The sequence below is a fragment of the Paenibacillus sp. YAE3 genome (genome assembly GCF_057546105.1).
Window position 1 is genome coordinate 12,512 of the sequence record NZ_BAAIYF010000020.1, and the last position, 17,724, is coordinate 30,235.

Annotated in this window: 14 protein-coding genes; 2 read left to right on the forward strand and 12 right to left on the reverse strand. The window is 51.1% G+C overall.

What is annotated here, in order from left to right; all coding sequences use genetic code 11:
• Positions 1–17: 17 nt before the first annotated feature.
• From AC27KL_RS26250 to AC27KL_RS26285, 8 genes are all read right to left on the reverse strand, one after another.
• Positions 18–1,358: a response regulator transcription factor gene (locus tag AC27KL_RS26250; RefSeq protein WP_339320804.1), complete on the reverse strand. Its 1,341-nt coding sequence runs from the start codon at positions 1,356–1,358 to the stop codon at positions 18–20.
• Positions 1,343–3,103, reverse strand: coding sequence for a sensor histidine kinase (locus tag AC27KL_RS26255; RefSeq protein WP_487171644.1), 1,761 nt, complete (start codon positions 3,101–3,103; stop codon positions 1,343–1,345). The genes AC27KL_RS26250 and AC27KL_RS26255 overlap by 16 nt, the downstream gene beginning before the upstream one ends.
• 37 nt (positions 3,104–3,140) lie before the next feature.
• A complete protein-coding gene (locus AC27KL_RS26260; RefSeq protein WP_487171645.1) occupies positions 3,141–3,299 on the reverse strand; it encodes a hypothetical protein in 159 nt (52 codons plus the stop codon).
• 395 nt (positions 3,300–3,694) lie between these two features.
• On the reverse strand, positions 3,695–4,270 hold the full coding sequence (locus AC27KL_RS26265; RefSeq protein ID WP_487171646.1) for an NADPH-dependent FMN reductase: 576 nt from the start codon (positions 4,268–4,270) through the stop codon (positions 3,695–3,697).
• A gap of 331 nt (positions 4,271–4,601) precedes the next feature.
• A complete protein-coding gene (locus AC27KL_RS26270) occupies positions 4,602–5,108 on the reverse strand; it encodes a DinB family protein (protein ID WP_487171647.1) in 507 nt (168 codons plus the stop codon).
• 69 nt (positions 5,109–5,177) lie between these two features.
• On the reverse strand, positions 5,178–6,131 hold the full coding sequence (locus tag AC27KL_RS26275) for an acetamidase/formamidase family protein (protein ID WP_487171648.1): 954 nt from the start codon (positions 6,129–6,131) through the stop codon (positions 5,178–5,180).
• Positions 6,132–6,167: 36 nt separating this feature from the next.
• Positions 6,168–7,226, reverse strand: coding sequence for a P-loop NTPase family protein (locus tag AC27KL_RS26280; RefSeq protein WP_487171649.1), 1,059 nt, complete (start codon positions 7,224–7,226; stop codon positions 6,168–6,170).
• A gap of 133 nt (positions 7,227–7,359) precedes the next feature.
• The gene (locus AC27KL_RS26285) at positions 7,360–9,186 is read right to left on the reverse strand and encodes an ABC transporter substrate-binding protein (RefSeq protein WP_487171650.1); all 1,827 of its coding nucleotides are present in this window, start codon (positions 9,184–9,186) and stop codon (positions 7,360–7,362) included.
• 522 nt (positions 9,187–9,708) lie between these two features.
• Here AC27KL_RS26285 and AC27KL_RS26290 point away from each other — a divergent pair.
• Entirely contained in the window at positions 9,709–10,419 is a 711-nt protein-coding gene (locus tag AC27KL_RS26290) for a G1 family glutamic endopeptidase (protein WP_487171651.1), read from the forward strand.
• 86 nt (positions 10,420–10,505) lie between these two features.
• Here the strand turns inward: AC27KL_RS26290 and AC27KL_RS26295 are convergent, their stop codons facing one another.
• Positions 10,506–11,417 carry a helix-turn-helix transcriptional regulator gene (locus AC27KL_RS26295; RefSeq protein WP_487171652.1) on the reverse strand — a complete coding sequence of 304 codons (912 nt, stop codon included), beginning with the start codon at positions 11,415–11,417 and terminating at the stop codon, positions 10,506–10,508.
• A 124-nt stretch (positions 11,418–11,541) separates the two neighbouring features.
• Between AC27KL_RS26295 and AC27KL_RS26300 the strand changes: the two genes are divergently transcribed.
• The gene (locus AC27KL_RS26300; protein ID WP_487171653.1) at positions 11,542–12,591 is read left to right on the forward strand and encodes a Gfo/Idh/MocA family protein; all 1,050 of its coding nucleotides are present in this window, start codon (positions 11,542–11,544) and stop codon (positions 12,589–12,591) included.
• A 59-nt stretch (positions 12,592–12,650) separates the two neighbouring features.
• Here the strand turns inward: AC27KL_RS26300 and AC27KL_RS26305 are convergent, their stop codons facing one another.
• From AC27KL_RS26305 to AC27KL_RS26315, 3 genes are all read right to left on the reverse strand, one after another.
• Positions 12,651–14,237 (reverse strand): response regulator transcription factor, encoded by a 1,587-nt coding sequence (locus AC27KL_RS26305; RefSeq protein WP_487171654.1) that lies wholly within the window; start codon positions 14,235–14,237, stop codon positions 12,651–12,653.
• A gap of 23 nt (positions 14,238–14,260) precedes the next feature.
• On the reverse strand, positions 14,261–16,012 hold the full coding sequence (locus AC27KL_RS26310) for a sensor histidine kinase (protein ID WP_339320816.1): 1,752 nt from the start codon (positions 16,010–16,012) through the stop codon (positions 14,261–14,263).
• Between the two features lie 148 nt (positions 16,013–16,160).
• The gene (locus AC27KL_RS26315) at positions 16,161–17,672 is read right to left on the reverse strand and encodes an ABC transporter substrate-binding protein (RefSeq protein WP_487171680.1); all 1,512 of its coding nucleotides are present in this window, start codon (positions 17,670–17,672) and stop codon (positions 16,161–16,163) included.
• Positions 17,673–17,724: the final 52 nt, after the last annotated feature.

Genomic DNA, 17,724 nt, shown 5'->3' on the forward strand with positions numbered 1-17,724 from the left:
AATAGATGATCGGGCTCTTATTTGGCATTGCGGTATTCTTGGGGAGAGATGCCCGTCTTTTTTTTGAAAAAGGTCGTAAAGTAGGATTGCGAATCGAACCCGACGCGGGCAGCGATTTCGTTCAGTTTCAGGTTGGTGTGCATCATCAGATGCACGGCCGCTTCAAGCTTTTTCGATTGGATATAGTCCAGCAGATTTTGCCCCGTCATTTGTTTGTAGTAGCGCGACAAATACGACGGGTTGAAATGCACTTTCTCCGCGATTGCCGTCAGGGATACGTCCCCGGACAAGTTGGCTTGTATGTAGTTTTGGATCTGGCCGATCACCCAAGATTTCATGTCCTCCTGCTTCAGGAGCGCCGGATCGTCCATGGCTTCCGGTTCGCTGCCGGCATGTTCGATATCGATGACAATCAGGTTTTGGCCGAGGGCAGCCCTGGAACGCAATACGCCCAGCAGCGTGTTGTATTGGCCGGAAACCGTCTCCCAGCATCCGCTTAAATTGCCCGATATGCCAAAAGATACGGATACGCCGATCAGGCTTTCGCATTCGTTCTGCACGAGCTCCAGAATCCCTTTCATATATGACGTAAATCCCCGCCAACGCTGCGGCTCCGAATCCGGCTGGGAAAAACGGGCAAGCAGTTCTTCGTGCGGCTGAAGCAGCCAAACGAGAACGCCTTCATCCAACACGGAGTGTTCGCATGCGATCGAATCGGGCAAATAGTTGCTGAAGCCGTTTTGCACCGCCCCGAGCTTGTCCTTCGTATTCGGATCGTCGATGGAATCCAAGCTGCCGACGACAAAAAATGCAGGCTCGCTCACGCGAACTCGGAAGTCCAGTTCTTCATACCGGGGGTCGGACAGCAATGCGGCCGCGGATTCCCCCTTCAAAAGCCTGCCGACCAGCTCGTTTTTAAGCACGGGAGCGGCGATTTGAAAATGCATTTTCGCCTTTTCTTCCCGGATTCTGCGGCGGTTTTCCTCATCGAGTTTTTGGCAGGCCGCTTTTACCGCCCCAAAGATCGGTTCGATGCCTTCCGTTTTTAAGATGTAATTGTCCGCTCTCTTGCGCAGGGCTTCCTGGACATAATCGAATTCGCTGTAACCGGTCAGAAAAATGATCCGGCAGTGCGGCCAATAATAGGCGATGTCGTCGACAAGCTGCAGCCCGCTTTTTTGGGGCATGCGGATATCGCTGACGAGAATGTCGAGTTTCATTTTTTTGGCGATGTTTAACGCTTCCGCCGCCGAGTAGGCTTTGCAAACATCCAGTTCGAATTCGGTATTTTCCTGGAAAAGCTGAATCAATCCGTTGACGATGACCGGCTCGTCGTCGACGATTAACAATCGGTACATGCTGCTGCCTCCTTCATGTTTTCAAGTACGATGACCAGATCTATTTTTAAGCCGCCATGCCGGCTTCTCGACACCGATAACCCGCTGTCCGGCCCGTATTTAAGCTTGAGTCGGTTGTTGACGTTGATGAGTCCCGTGTTTTCCACCGTTTTCGAATCCATGGCGAGTTTGCCGCGCAGCTCCTCAATCATCCCGTCGGTCGCCAAATTTCCGTTGTCTTCGACCGTGACGCGCAGCATCCCTTCCCGGTACGCCGTGCCGATCAACACCTTCCCTTCCATCATGCCGTCCTCGAAAGCGTGCTCGAACACATTTTCGACGATCGGTTGGATGATCAGCCGCGGCACCGTGATCGATGGCGGAATTCCCGTCTCTTCTTCGTATTCGAAGGATACCCGGTTGGCGAAACGGATGCATTGAATGTCGCAATAATCCAGCGCATGGCGGTATTCCTTATAAAACGGAACCTCGTCGGACCCGCTTCTCGTAATGTACTGATAATAGCTTCCAAGCCGCTGGGAAAGCTCCGCCGCGCTGTCGGAATCCCCTACCTTGCACATCATGTAAATATTGAAAAAGCTGTTGTACAAAAAATGCGGATTGATCTGGGACTGGAGCTGTTTCAGCTGGGAATGCTGCAGCGCGATTTTCTGCTCGTAGTTTTCCTCGATCGAATTTTTGAGCCGCCGCGCCATATTGTTGAAGCTGTTGAACACGTAATGGAACTCGTCTTTGGTTTTCGATTCGATCGTAATATTGAGGTTGTCGGTTTCGATCATATGGAACGCTTTGACCAGCTTCGATAACGGCCGATGGATCATCACGTTGACGGAAAAGGAATAAAGGATCATCACGATGATCGCGATAATGAACAGCGTATAGAACCAGGTAATGAATTGGCTTAACGGGCGCGTAAGCTCATTTTGGTTCACGTACATGATCATGGATAAATGCAGGGAGCCGACGGCGCTTCGGGTGATAAAATAATTGACTCCGTTCATTTTTTTGAACTGCGGCGGTTCTTGATCCACGGATTCGTCCGCCGTCAGTTTCAAAATCTCCTCCGATTCGTCCGCATTTTCCGCCGTCGTCAGCATCGTTCCGGATTCTTGGCTTCCGAGCAGCACTTCCGATTCAGGATACAATTTCGCGATTTCGTTTAAGGACTGCAGCAGCATGGGCCTCGAGATTTCGATATACGTCACGATGCTGCCGTTGTTTGCGCTTTCAATCAGGAAAATCCGGTTCCCGTTGCGGTAAAAGGAAGGCTTGGGCGTCACTTCGCTCAGCGACGTTATAAGCTTCATTTCCTCATTGGGCGTGCCCGTAACCCCCGAGTTCATCGAGATGGTCTTTCGGATGGATTCCACGTATACCCCGCTGTTCACCACGTATTCGCTGGACGCCATGAGCGTAGACAGCCGGTCCCTGACTTGTTCGATCAGCTGCACTTCCTCGTAATCCCCCAGCAGGCTTCCCCGGAAGCTCAGCTTCTGCAGGTCTTTGTCGTTGATCAGCTGCAGCTGCAGATTGCGGATAAAATACATCTCTTTGTCGAGCTGTTTAGAATAAAAGGACGCCCCGGCCTGGGAGGAATTCAGAATGGCGTTTTTCGTGATAGACATGCCTTTGTAGTTCAGCCATATATTCATGGAAATGAGAGGAAGCAAAAATAAGATGAACACGATGACGATTTTTTGATAGACATACCATTTGGACGCTTTGCCCGCCGCTTGCAGCTTCATATGTACCTCCCGCTACTCCCTTGGATGATCGAATCTTTTAATCTTTAGTATAATGCTTCGCAAAAAAAGAACCATCCTTTTGGATGATTCTTTTCCCGATGGGCTGATAATAACCGCCAATTGTCTTGAATTTCTGGGTTCCAAGCTTCACAATCTCCAGTTTTTGATTGATTTCAATCGTTTCCTTTGTCCTCATACATAAGCACTCCATTTCATCTTTTAATTGGTGTGCGCCGCCGGAAGGCGGCGTATCCTTATTTAGCTTGCAATTTGTCCTTTATCCGGCTTGATGTTTTGGATATAATCCGCTGCCTTCTGAGCCGCATTCGCAGCCGTACCGCCCGCGCGTAGATTACAATCAAAAAAAGAACCGGCACGCGGCCGGTTCTATCCATTCATCTTGGATACATCAATCAAAGGTATTAACTCTTCGGCAGGATCGGCGCACAGCCTGTCCCTCCGGCGGCGAAAGCTCATTGCTTGCTAAACCGTCCGACAACGATGACACTATGACATGAAAAAGCCTGCGCGCTCCAAATCTTAGGATTGGAGTGACGCAGGCTTTTGTATTAGGAAATGCGGTTATCTATCTTACCTGAAACCGTTCATGCCGTTTGCAGCTGCCTTTCGTACAGCCTCTTCCAGCTTCCCGAGCATGCCCTTCAGCCTCTCGTTCAGCTCCTCATCCATAATCTCTCCGCCCCGAAGCTTCTGATTGAGGAAAGGTACCGTGAAAGACCCGCCCTCCACCAAGTCAGCCGTCATCATCCTAAGTGTCATCAGCAGGGACTGATGCGCCTTCTCTCCACCGGTTTCCATCGGCGATCCGCTGACGACAGCGACGGGTTTGTAGATGAATTCTCCGGACGATACCAGCCAGTCGAGCGCATTCTTCAGAACGCCGGGCACGCCATGGGCATATTCGGGGGTGCTGATGATCACCCCGTCCGCCTGACGGATCGTGTCACGAAGCCGTGCCACCGAAGGGGCCGGGTCGTCTCCATCGATATCCGGGTTAAAATGGGGCAGATCTCCGATGCCTTCAAATATCGAAATCTCCATCGTTTCCGGCGCCAGCGGATAGAGGGCGTGAATCAGGCTCGTATTGGACGATTGTCTCCGGAGGCTTCCGGAAATCGCCGTGATCTTTATAGGACTTAAATTCAAGGGCATTCATCCTTTCTCGATTTGACATTGGCGGGCGACCGCGCTTGCCCCAGTCGTCTATGACCATTGTGGCCGTAATGGAAAATTTGGTCAATACCGCGAAGCGTTTGTATCCTGTTACCATGCGGATGGCAAAAGCGAAAAAAAATGAAATAAAAAAGAACCGGAATCCATCCGGTTCTATCCAAGCAAAATTGGCTGGCGGACCTTTTCGCCAGGTTAGAGCCCGTAGCATGAGCCCTAAATTGTCTATTGTGAATTGAGGGGAATTTCTTTGATGAGATGAGCTGCCTGGTACCCGCGCGGTTTTCGGTACAGTGCTTGGGCGGAGTTACTGTTTGGCATACAAGTAATAAATGTAGTCGGTCATGACGGACGGGTTCCCCGTTTGCCGCAGCATCGTGGAAATGTTGCCTTTGTGGTATGTCCCGTGCGTAACGATTTGCATGACGATTTCGGCCAGGCTCGTTTCGCGGCTGCCTGCATACGGATTGTTCAACATGACGCGTTTTTCCAGGTCTTCCTGCGCACGAAGGAAACGGGAGCACGCTTCGGACAGCCGTTTGAATTTCGTTTCCAGTTCCGGCAGCGAACCGTTCTCAAGTTCCTCCCTGATGGACCAGGAAGAATTCAGGGCATCCGCCATTTCCGTCCCTTGCAGCGTTTGGAACCAAACGTTGTCGACGATATAAATATGGGCCAGCGTTTTGGCGATGGACGGAAAACTGCTGGCGATCTCTTGCCGGTACAGCTCCTCCGGAATCTCCTTCAGGCGGTCCATGATCCGGGAAACCTCCCACACGTGGTAATCGTACATTTCAATGGCTGGATGCGTCATTATCGATCTCCTCCTTTATCTTGGGTTCATTTTAGCACCCGAAACATGACGGCATACTGTCACAGTTATTCAAGGAGCTGCCGTTTTTTTCGTGATGCGACCATGCGGCAAACAAGCATGCACGCCTTTCACGCCGTTAACGATTTGGGTGATTCGAAGATCGATCGCGGAACTGCCAACCGCCATTGCCTCCACGCGATTCAAGCCGTATAATTCGCTCATCAAACCGAGCATGCCGTCCAAGGCTTGAACCGTCGCTTCATTTAAATCCTCATGAAAACCAAACGTGAGCCAGCTGGACGGCGTGTTCGCCCGCGGATATGTCAGATGCATATCTGGCAAAAGATCTACGGTTACTTCTACCTCTTCCATCGGGCATTCGATCGCTTGACAGCTGACCTCGCCGTCCCCTTGCGCCGCATGCCCGTCGCCAATGACCAGATAAGCTCCGTCGACCGGAATCGGCAAAAAGATCGTACTGCCGCTGACGAGCTCTTTGCAATCGATGTTTCCGCCGCAAAAGCGGGGCGGCCAAGTCGAATGGATCCCCGTCTCTTCCGGCGGCATGCCGACGATGCCCATGAAGGGACGAAGCGGGACCGAATACGTCGCCCCGCCGATTTGGCATCTTCCTTCCATTTTTACCGGATCCAATGCCCAGTCCAGCGTTAGTTCCCGTTCATCCGTCAGATGCAGTTTTTGGTTTTGCCAGTTCGGATATTGCCCCGCCGACGTAAAACCGTACCTTCCGGGGACGATCCGGTTAAAGCGGATGGCGAGGGTCATTCCCCGTTTGGCGTGTTCCAGGAAAAAGGGACCGATCAAGGCATGCCCTCGATCCAGCTTATCCCGTCTGGCATAAGGCTTTTTCCGTTCGGCATAAGATTCCCCGACTCCCCAAGCCGCATCCGGGACGGCAAATCGGATCGTATCTCCGGAAGATACGGTCAGGAGCGGAGGAACCTCTTTCGTGAAACTCCCGATCAGCGCTTTTGAGTTCAAATCCATCTGATGCACAACCATAGGATCGCCTCCAAGGAAGATGATTTTTGGCAAACGCTAAAGCCATTCCACGTCTAAACGGCCGGCAAAACGAATCTTTTCAACCGGGACATGATCTGCCCCGCCGTCCAAAATGGTCCTTACATCTTGAAGCGTATCCCGAAGGGGAATCCACTCCGCTTTTTTCTTGGTAAACGGCTCGGCGATATAAAACGGCTGGGATAAATAAGCTTCCAAGCGCTCGCCCCGCTTGAACAAAGTCCTTTCGGAACCGGGAAGCTTTTCTTCGCCGCGAAACAGGACCAACGGCCTTAATTCGCGGTAACGGCGCATGAGTTTCCGGGCCTCCTGCTGGATGGATAAATGAAGCGGCTCGAGCTGCGCTCCCTCCAGCATCACGGACGTGGATGCGACGGGATCTATGGCGGGAAAAAGCCCTCTTGTCGTCAGTTCCGCGTCAAAACGCAAAAACGTATCCAGCGGTCCAAACGGCAGCTCTTCGTCCGCCGCATTGCCGCTCACGTCGACGAGGATGGTCGTAACGGGACGTATGCCGGCCGATTTCAGTTTCTCTTCGAGATCGAATATCCCGCCCGACAATACCATGGCGCGATCCGCTCCCAATACGATTTCTTTGCTTTTGGCGCATTGGAGAATCCGCTCATACACTTCGGCGGACGTGTTGCCCACGGCTTCGGCCTCTTGAAGCAGCTCGTCGATCCCTTTTACATATGCTTCAGGCTTCCAAAAGACGGTGGCGTAATCCGATGTTTTGAACCTGTAAAATAGCTCCGCCAACAAGGCCAGCTGCCCGACATTTTGGCGCGCCACCAGACCGATGCTGCCGCCTTGGACCAAAGGAGCCAGTAAATCGATCACTTTGATTCCCGTCTCCAGCATGCCCAAAGGTCTTCCCCGAAGGATGAGTTCATCCATGGTGCATCCTGCAAGCTCCGCAAGTGCCGCAAGCGTCCGGACCTCGGCCCTTCCGACCGGGATTTTGCCTGTGCAAAGGTTGGACACGGTTGCCGGTCTGAGTCCCGCAGATCGTGCCGCCACCGTTAAGTTTGGAATTTTGGCGCGCAACAGGGACACGTTTAAATGAAGGTCTTCCATATTTCACCACCACCTTACTTTATAGAGTAATTTATTTACTTTATTAAGTAAATACATTTCTTTACAGCTCTCCATATGAATGCAAACAAAAAAACTGCTCGATGAGCAGTTTTCGGAAGGTTATCAATCCATTTTAGTCATCCACCCACCAACGGATTGCATGGTAAAAGTAACCATTCGCCAGCCTTGCTTCAGGTCGGTCTTTTGCCTCGAATTTAATCCTTTTGTTGATGGCCATAAAAGTATCATATTGATATAAAAAGATGCAGGGCAAGTCGGTAGAAAGAATGCTTGCTGCTTCTTTATATATTTCAGCTCGTTTCTTGGGATTCATTTCTGTGTTCCCCCGACGTAATATTTCATCAAGGTCAGGGTTCTTATACCATAGAAAATTTCCGCCGTTAGGAGGAACGGATTTGGAAGCGAGAAAAATTTCTTGATCGGGATCCAGCGATGTTTGAACTTGGCCCACAAGAACGGCTTCGAATTTCCCTGGATTAAGATGTTGTTCAACCCACTTGGAAAAATCCATCGCTTTTAAATTCACTTCGATTCCGACCGTTCTAAAATATCGTTGTATCATCGCTGCCCCGATTTCCTGAAGCGCATGATATTGCAGCTCGAACGAGAAGCGGTGACCGTTTTTAACTAATATCCCGTCTTTACCGGTTTCCCAGCCGTCTTCCCGTAGTAATGCAACGGCTTTTTTAGGATCATAAGGATGGGAAACTGCCGAATCGCCTGGATCATACCAAGTTCCGGGCAGGAACGGCGAATTGAGGATTCTTCCTCTGCCGAAGAGTACCTTCTCGATCATGGCTTGGCGGTTCAATGCGTAAACCATTGCCTGCCTCGTTTTTGGCGTGGACCACGGAATCCATCGTTCTTTGAAATGGTCTGGATTATGGTTTAAACCTAAAATTTCATATTGTGGTCCCGGTGCGGCGTAGAACTCAATGTCATCATTATGATACGAAAATAAAATGGGACGAATGGCTTCGGCCGGCACACCGATAATAAAGTCAATTTCACCCTTAGCAAGCGCTTTGACTTGTGCGCCTACATCCGTGTATATTTTGTAAATGACTTTGCTCAAATGCGGTCTAGGTCCCCAATAATCCGGATCGGCTTCGAATAACAAGTATCTGTTCCGTTGGTACCCTCTCCATCTCCATGGCCCGTTCGTAACCGTGTGACGCGGGTCCAGGCCGTATGGATGACGATGTAATTTTCCGGGATGCACATCCTTTAATACATGACAAGGAAGCAGCTCCGTCGCCAGCGCATATTGAAACGGCGAATAGGGTTCACGCAAAATAATCCTAACGGTATGCAAATCCAGCTTTTCCATATCAGCTATTTTTTCGAAATCCATGTTGGCCGGAGAACCTGACAAGGGATTCCTGAGCGTTTCAAAAGTAAATATGACATCATCGGCAGTTACAGGCCTGCCATCGCTCCATCGTGCGTACTCTTTTAACTTCACGGTATATGTTTTTCCGAGATCGGATATTTTTAAAGGCTCTGCAGCAAGGGACCAGGGTTGGACAACCAAATTACCGTTTCGGCTGATATCATACAATTTGGCAAAAATCCACTGCACGGCATCGCCGGAAGCAACGTCCTGCACATAGATCGGATTCACGCTTACGATGTCTGACAAACCTCCGAAAACGAAAGTTCCGCCATACGCATGGGCCACGACCTCATCGCAGTCAGGTTCGGCATGCCTGTCCATTTTCAATTCCTTCATCGCTAAGGACGGATTACGATAGCTTGAAAAGAGGTCCTTGGTGAGTTTGGAAAATAGAGCGGGCAACCTTTTTTTCTTGTTTGTCATATCACCGGGATTCCCCCCTTCAATAAATAGGCTGCGAGAGAAGCTGTTTGAAATATTATCGGTCTTTTGACGAAAATCCGTGAGAATAAAGTATCCTTCACCGATCAACAGCGCTTGCATCCAACATCCAAGTTTCGAAGAGAAGCTACCTGTTTTTGAATACGAATCGCAGGAATCCCACAATCGACATAATGACGATCGCTATAAAAAGCAATACGACAAAGATACTTGACCAATTTATCGACATAACCAAAGGAACCTCCATTCTCACATCGTTCATTAACTTATATAACACGCTATTTCCTTTAAAGTTATAATTGGATTTACACTTTCTGATCCAAGTAAAAAAACCAATTAATTCGGAAGCTTGGCCTGAAAAAAATGTATTTTTGAGCTGTTAGCCGATCCCACCCAATCAAAAAAACCGAATCGAAGAACCACTCTTCGATTCGGCTCTATCATGCCATTTGGAATGATGTGAATACTCCCTCCCCGCGTTCTGGCCCCGGCATTCAATAGCGTTTCATCCAACATGCCATCCAGGTTTGCAAGAAAACAAGCTTTTAATAACCTTCATTCCCCCACGCAATTCTTCTATCAGCACAATATGATAGATTATCCGACATAGAGGTGGTGGAATGATTGAACAAGTTTCATAGAGTGTGCAAAATCGCAAGGTCTGGCAAGCCCCGGTTAAACAGCTTGGGATGGGTTTCCGCCAATTGGAGCGGTTACGCCGTGTCGGGACGAACCAATGCCTTTCATCGCATATCCGCAAAATGGACGGTCCCCGTCGTGCGTCCCAGCTCCCAATCTACTTATTCATCCGCTTGGATCGGGATCGATGGTTTTGGCAATACGGACCTGATTCAAGTCGGAACCGGACATGATTACGTGAACGGAAGACCCCAGTATTACGCATGGTGGGAAATTCTTCCCGACGTCATGACGCCGATACCTAACCCCGTCCAGCCCGGTGACCGGATGCATGCCGTCATCTCGAAAGTCAGAGGTTCGACTTGGCTTATTTATTTGCGCAATTCATCCCAAAATTGGACGTTCCGAACGACGAAACGTTATACCGGACCGCAATCCTCGGCGGAATGGATCGTCGAGGCGCCGCAGGTTGGGTCAAGCATATCCCGGATAGCCCGGATTTCGACGGTCAGATTTTCATGCTGCCGCTTGAACGGCCGCAGCCCGAAGCTGACGTCGGACGAACTCGGCGTGATGCTTCAAGGAGAGAATGTTACATCGATTCCGACGGCCCCGAACCGCGAGGGGGACGCTTTCCAAGTCAGAAACGCCGTAGGACGCTCATCGGGAAGCTCCACTTTGCAGAAAAGCTCATAGTTGGAATTCTATGATGTACGGTCTAAGGACCATGCCATAAACCGGCCTGCCCATGAGGCATGGCCGGTTTTTCCGTTTTTTTGCCCCTACTCCTTCCAGCCGCTATCCCCCCTTCCCTTTCTCGTTTGGGAGGGGGTAACCCCCATATACTTTTTATAGAGCTTCGTAAAATAATTCGGGTTCTCGCAGCCGACCTTCGCCGCGATTTCGGTTACCGAATCCTGGGTGGAATCAAGCAATCTTTTGGCCTCCTTGACCCTGCAAATGTTGACGTATTCGATAAACGTGCGGCCGGTCAGCCGCTTGAACAGCTTGCAAAAATAATAGGGGTTCAGATTAACTTGCCCGGCGGCTTGCTCGACGGTAAGTTTTTGGGAAAAACTCGCCTCGACGGTGCGGATCAGTTCCTTGAACCGTTCGCGGTTGGGAAAATAGTCCGTCTCCGGTTTCCATTCGTCCGTCTTCGGCATATACGCCCTGGCTAGCAGCGTAAACAGCAGATGCAGCCGGGATTTGACGACCAAAGGATACGCCGGCGGTTTGGCTGCAAGCTCCCCGATAATGTCATGCAGCAGAGGCATGCAGCCGGCAGCCGATTCGTCCCGATCCGACAGTTTGACGGGAAATTGATTCCTCCCCTCCAAATACGGCGCGACAAATTGGGCATGCAGCGGATCGTGGAGCCAATCGTTAAACAAGGAGGCGTTGACGACGACGCAATCGTAATGGACGTCCCCTTCCGCAAGCGAGTAGCCGACGTGCAGGCTTCCGCCGGGAATCAGCAGAACGTCCCCTGCCTGAACGACATAAGGACGGCTGTCGATATGGAAGACGGCGCTTCCTTTTTGCATCGCCAAAAATTCGAAGTGTTCATGCCAATGCAAATATAAAATGGATTCTCCCGGCTGTACGGACGGGCAGCGGTTTTGGAACAGCTGGAACGGATAAGCCGGATTCTCAAGCAGGGTATCCTCCCAAAGTTCCTTCGGATAGGTCATGATTCGATCACCACCACAAAATCGGACTATTATTGCGCAAGAACGTATAGAGCCAACGGCAAAACCGCCCGTTATAATGAAGGATGTTACGATTACTATAGGCCAATTTAGGAGTGATCACAAGATGACAATCAAGCATCGGGTCGTCGTGGCCGGCTGCGGGAGCATGGCGAATACGTGGGTCGATTATGCCCTAAGCAGGGAAGATACGGAAATTGTCGGTTTGGTGGATATCCGTCCGGAATCGGCAGAGGTCATGGCCGAACGCAAAGGCTTGCGATGTCCCGCGTTTACGGATGTAAAAGAGGCCATTACGTCAACCGGAGCCAATCTGGTTTTCGACGTCACCATCCCGTCAAGCCACCATTCGGTCGGGATCGCGGCTCTTGAGCTGGGCTGCCACGTGTTTGCGGAAAAACCCTTGGCAGAGTCGATGCAGGATTGCTTGGACATCGTTCATACGGCGAAACGCACGGGGCGGACGCATGCCGTCATGCAAAACCGCCGCTACGATCCGCGCATCCGTGCATTCCGGAATCTCATTGCGGAGGGGACGATCGGCCGGCCGGGATTTATCGGGGCCGACTTTTTCCTCGGCCCGCATTTCGGCGGATTCCGGGAAGCGATGGCCAGTCCGCTGCTGGTGGATATGGCCATTCATACCTTCGACCAGGCCAGGTTCATTTCGGGAGCGGACCCGCTGACCGTATATTGCCATGAATTTAATCCCCCCGGCTCGTGGTACGCGGGGAACGCCATGGCCATCTGCATTTTCGAAATGTCGGACGGGTCCGTATTCGATTACCGCGGCTCCTGGTGCGCCGAGGGAGCTCCGACTTCCTGGGAAGCGGCATGGCGCGTCACCGGGGAACGGGGAACGGCGATGTGGGACGGGCAAGGCGAACCCTTCGCCGAAGTGGTGGCAGACAAGGATCAGACGGGCAAATTCGTGCGGGACTACGAGCGGATTTCCGGCAAAACCGTGGAGATGAAACATACGTTCCATCACGGCTGCCTGGACGAAATGTTCGCCGCATTGGACGAAAACCGCAAACCCGAAACGGACTGCAGCGATAATCTCTACAGCATGGCGATGGTGCTCGCGGCGCTGGAAAGCGCAAAAACCGGAAACAAGGTGCGCATCGCGGAATGGATGAATGCGGTCCATCGTTAGAAAAAGCAAAAAAGGATCCTTGGCCATCAGCCAAGGTCCTTTTGTCTTTTTTGCCGGCATCACACCGACAGCTGTCTGAACTGCTGCGGCGAAGCGTCATGCACTTTGCGGAACATTTTTGAAAAATGCGAAAAGTTGTGGTAACCCAACGCCTTGGCCACGTCCGAAATCGGCATGGAGGAGTTTGCGATCAAATCTTTGGCCAGCGCCATCCGCTCATGCAAAATGTAATCCGTAATCGATTCGCCGACTTCGCGTTTGAACAGCCGGGATAAATACGCAGGATTCAAATGCACGTAGCTCGCCAGCTGCTCCCGGGTGATCGGCTCGTTCAAACGCTCTTTAATGTAATACTGGACCCTTTGAATGACGGAGTTGTTCTGATGCAGTTCATGATAAATGATGCCTGCCATATGGAGGGCCGACGCTTCCAGCTGCTCGAGGTTTCTTGGCTGGGCGTTCAGCAGGATTCCTTCCTGCTGCTGGAACAGCTCGTAAGCGGACAACCCGTTTTTATGAAGGATATAATGCACCATCTGCATAAACTCATGGCGGAATCCTTCAAGCTTTGCCAAGGAAAGCCCTTCCATCCCCTTCAACTCCGCGATGCGGCTTCGGATTTCCTTTTGAAGCTCCTCCAGCTTCCCCTGCTCCAAAAGAATCGTCCAGGTCGAAATCCGCGGGATCATCGTTTGGATCGGATCGGGGCCTTGCGATGCAAGGGAATACACTTGATTGGACTTGTTCAAATTGTTGTATTCAAGCTCCAGCAGCTGCTTGTAAGTGTCCGCGACCTCGTACAAACCGGAGCTTCTTCCAATGTAGCAGGAAAGATTGCACCCGAAATATTTATGGCAGTTCTGCACGTATTTTTCGCAGCGGGAACGAAGATCCGCCAATCCATCCTCCCCGGCCTCGCCTACGATGACGACCACGTTCACGCCCTGCTTCGTTTGAATGACCTCGCCGCCTCCGGCAGGCAGCAGCATTTCGGCCGCCCCTTTGCGTACCGCGTATTCCATGATTTCCTCGTCTTTGGTGCTGAACTCGCGCAGCCAGGATTCCACGCTGACGAGAACCGGGAGGAACACGGCATCCTTCAAATCCGACAGCTCATGTTCTTCCAGAATGCCGGCCGCGTTGTCGGGGGTGCACACGATTCTGCCCGAAAACAGGTCATTCCAAAACTTGTCCACGATCAGCGACTTTTTCTTCCGCCACATGTCATAATAGGGCTTGTACTGTTTTCGCAATTGATGCAATTCCCGCTCTTCTTCGATCGAAGCCAGCGCCTTGGATATCGTCTCCTGCAGCACGTCGAATTCGACCGGCTTCAGCAGGTAATCGAACCCGTCCAGCTGGATCGCCCGCTTCATGAAATCGAACGCCGAATGGGCGGTCAGAAAAATCGTCTCCGTTTCGGGCGAGATTTCGTTCACGCGTTCCAGCAGCTCGATCCCCGTTCCTTTCGGCATCTCGATGTCGCAGATCATGATATCGATCGGGGTCCGTTCGAAAACTCGCAAGGCATCCCTCATGTTGTACGCTTCATAGACTTCCGACACCCGCAGTTCCTGCCAATTCACCCCGCTCTTGATTCCCATTACCGCATAGATTTCATCATCGACGATCAATGCCTTATACATCCTTTGCTCCCCCATTTCATTCATCAATATGAAGTAAACTGTTCTACGGTCCGGAAAGGAAGAATGATTCTGATTCGGGCCCCGCCGTCCGGGGCGTTATCGAATTCCAAGGATGCTTTTTGCCCGAAAATATGCTTCAGCCGGTACTGCACGTTCGATATGCCCAAATGCTGCCCGTCCCGATTGGCCTTCAAGCCTCCCGATTGAAGCTGGGACAGCACGTCCGCAGAGAAGCCGTTTCCGTTGTCTTGGATGACGATCTCCAATTGGTCCGAACCGATGAAACGGACTTCGATGCCGATATGGAACGGATGATCCATGAAATCAAACCCGTATTTGATCGCATTTTCGATGAACGGCTGGATGAGCAGCGGCGGGATGGCCGCCTTCTCCGCCTGTTCGGCGATATGAAACGCATAAGTGATGCGCTCCGGGAAACGGACCTGCTGAATTTTGATGTAGCTTTCCATATGCTCCATTTCTTCGGCGATCGTCACGGCAACCTGATGGGTTTTGGTCGTAAAACGGAAATATTTGACCAGATTCATGCACATAAGCTGTATGACACCGTAATTTTTGATTTCGGCCAAATTGTATACGATGTTGATCGAGTTCAACAAAAAATGAGGGTTGATTTGCAGCTGCAAATGTTTAAGCTCGGCTTTATGGGCTTTGATCTGTTCTTCATATACGCTGATTTTGAGGTCATGGATTTCGGCTGCCATGCCGTTGAACGTTTCGTTGATGATGGCAAACTCCTTCGCCTTCGATGAATGCAGGCGCGTTTCCCAGTCCCCGTGTTTGATCCGCCGCATCCCGCGCACCAGATTGTTCAACGGCTTTAATAGAATATCGTTGAGGTAGACCAAATAAATGATCAGCGTAATCAGTGCCGCAATGGAGATGAGGACGATGACCCTGCGAAAATGATATAAGTTTTTCAGCATCTGGGATTCCGGCACAAACGCGCTCAAGATGACGTCCGTTCCCTGGATGGGATTCATGACGACGACATATTTCCGGTCATCCTTCCGGACGACCTGATAGACCTCGTTTGCCTCGGAAGCGAGCGAAATATCGAGCCTATGCCGCCCGAGGGCCGCCGCATTGGTGATCAATTCTCCTTGGCGATTGACGAAACCGGCGAATCCGTCCTCCAAATGGATCAAGTCCAGCGGGATCATCAAATTTTCGAGCTGTACGAAAGCGCCGAGATAAAACCCGTCCCCCGCATCGACCAAACGGATCAGCGCAAATCGGTCCGGACCGTATTCGACCGCCTTCCATTCCCTGAAATATTCGCTTTCGGGACGGACGCTTTTGACCAGCTTTTCGATCGTCGTTTTGATCGATTCCAATTCTTCATAAGACGAGGTTTTGATCGGCGTATGAAACAGATCCTGTTTGTTCACCGAATAGATGAATTGCAGATCGACGCTTTTATCGAACCGGTGATACCTCGTAAGCGTATTCAAAATCCTTGCTTTGGCCAGGTAATATTCGTCCGTATGTTCACGCAGCTGCGAAAACGCAACGATATTCGGGTCTTCCAGGGCGATGTTGTACAAAAAATTCGTTTCTTTGTTCAGTGCCGCTTCGATTTGATGGGAATAAAGAATCATCGAGTTTTTGTTCGAATCGGCCACCTGTTCCCGGATCGTGTTGGAAGCATAATAGTTGTTGTACAGAAGCAGCGCCACGAGCGGAACCGCCACCGTAACGAAACCGATTATCAGCTTGAAGCGTAGCGAATGTTTAATGTTCAGCAGTTTCATGCACTTCCCCGGCTCTTTCAAAAAATGGTAGGATCAATCCCCACCTTTTGAGTATAGTGACATACGGAAAAAAAGGGAATCCCTGACGAAGGACTCCAATCCATAGTCCCGCCTTCGGAAATTCCCGATGTTGCGTCATCCGTTTCTGTTACTTGCTTTGGGTTTTGGCCCATTCGGCAAGCTGTTTTTCCACTTCCGCCTTCACTTTTGCGAAGCCTGCCGCATCGCGTTTTTTCTTCCACTTGGCGATGATCTCTTCCGGATCGGCTGCGCCCGATCTCAAAGTCGATCCGAATTCTTGCTCCACGTTGCTGATCGAGGCCAGCTCCGACTTCACGGGTTCCTGGTTGAACGCAAACCCGAGGGCGATGGAATGCTCCGATCTTTCGTTGAATTTCTTGAACTCTTCCCATTTGTTCGGATCCTCGTTGGCCCAAAGGTACGAATTGAACTGGTTGCCGAACATCCAGCCGCCCGGATTCGGATATCCTTGGTTATCCGCGTTGACACCTTCCGGATAATCGATCATGTTTTCGGATTTTTTGACGTAATGTTTGCCTTCGATCCCCCAATCCAGCATGTTGAGCAGCTTCGGATCGGTGTAAAGCAAATTCAGGAACATCATCGCCCGCGCTGGGTCCTTGGAAGTCCGCGAGATGCCGAGCATCGCGCCTTGCGCGTCGCCGGTCGTCGTGAACGGCTCCGCCGTTTCCACCTGCACCAGTTCGACGCCCGCGCTTACGCTCATTTCCTCGTCTTTGCCCGGTTTCAACGATTGGGCCACGGCAAACGCCTTGCCTGCTTTAATCATGTTGACGCCTTGGTCCGCGTCGGAAGTCAAAATGTCCTTGTCGAACCAGCCGTTCTGATTCCACTGATGCATCCGTTTGTAGAAGTCGATGAACTTCGGATCTTCGAGCGTATCCACCACTTTCAGTTCCTTGCTTCCCCGCGGAATGGCAAGATTGGCGACGACCCCGTCATAGTTGGCCGCCTCCCAAATATTCGTGAATTTGCTGGATACGATCGGCGTCACGCCGGGTTCGTTCTCTTTGATCGTTTTGAATATCGCTTCGAGGTCTTCCAGGGATTTTACGCCGCTGGTATCGAACTTGTATTTGTCCACCAGCTTTTTGTCGAACAGGAAACCGAACCCTTGGCCGAACTCCTTTTTGGTCGGAAGCGCAAACAGCTTGCCGTCGATTCTCGAACCTTTGATAAAATCTTCGCCGAGAACGCCGGGAATATCTTTGCCATATTGGGACATGAGCTCGTCGAGCTCCAAGTATTGCCCTTTGGCGGCATCCTTCGCGTAAGAGAACCAGCTGGCCGTAAACATCAGGTCGAACGGTTCGTTCGAAATTTTCATCAGGTTGGTTTTGTCGTCCCAGGACGCCCATTCGATCGGCTTGAGCTCGATCGTGGCATTGATTTTTTCGGTCAAATATTTGCTCATTTCATCCTGCACCAGCTGCAAATCTTTAGGCGCCGTGGCCGGATAGACGAGCGTAATTTTGTAAGGCTTCAGCCCCGCGTCCGAACCGCTTCCCCCTGCCGATGCGGAATCCGCCGGCTTGCCGGAATCCCCTTTGCCGCAGCCTGCCAAAGCCAGCATACTGCTCAGCATGATCATCAGAACCAAATGATAGGCTTTTTTCATGTTCACTGACGTTCCCCTCTCGATAATGGCTTTTGGAATTCATGGAGATGCA

Excerpts from the sequence above, each read along its gene's own strand:
- AC27KL_RS26250 (WP_339320804.1), bottom strand. The coding sequence starts at position 1,358 with ATGTACCGATTGTTAATCGTCGACGACGAGCCGGTCATCGTCAACGGA.
- AC27KL_RS26255 (WP_487171644.1), bottom strand. The coding sequence starts at position 3,103 with ATGAAGCTGCAAGCGGCGGGCAAAGCGTCCAAATGGTATGTCTATCAA.
- AC27KL_RS26260 (WP_487171645.1), bottom strand. The coding sequence starts at position 3,299 with ATGAGGACAAAGGAAACGATTGAAATCAATCAAAAACTGGAGATTGTG.
- AC27KL_RS26270 (WP_487171647.1), bottom strand. The coding sequence starts at position 5,108 with ATGACGCATCCAGCCATTGAAATGTACGATTACCACGTGTGGGAGGTT.
- AC27KL_RS26275 (WP_487171648.1), bottom strand. The coding sequence starts at position 6,131 with ATGGTTGTGCATCAGATGGATTTGAACTCAAAAGCGCTGATCGGGAGT.
- AC27KL_RS26280 (WP_487171649.1), bottom strand. The coding sequence starts at position 7,226 with ATGGAAGACCTTCATTTAAACGTGTCCCTGTTGCGCGCCAAAATTCCA.
- AC27KL_RS26285 (WP_487171650.1), bottom strand. The coding sequence starts at position 9,186 with ATGCAAGCGCTGTTGATCGGTGAAGGATACTTTATTCTCACGGATTTT.
- AC27KL_RS26295 (WP_487171652.1), bottom strand. The coding sequence starts at position 11,417 with ATGACCTATCCGAAGGAACTTTGGGAGGATACCCTGCTTGAGAATCCG.
- AC27KL_RS26300 (WP_487171653.1), top strand. The coding sequence starts at position 11,542 with ATGACAATCAAGCATCGGGTCGTCGTGGCCGGCTGCGGGAGCATGGCG.
- AC27KL_RS26305 (WP_487171654.1), bottom strand. The coding sequence starts at position 14,237 with ATGTATAAGGCATTGATCGTCGATGATGAAATCTATGCGGTAATGGGA.
- AC27KL_RS26310 (WP_339320816.1), bottom strand. The coding sequence starts at position 16,012 with ATGAAACTGCTGAACATTAAACATTCGCTACGCTTCAAGCTGATAATC.
- AC27KL_RS26315 (WP_487171680.1), bottom strand. The coding sequence starts at position 17,672 with ATGAAAAAAGCCTATCATTTGGTTCTGATGATCATGCTGAGCAGTATG.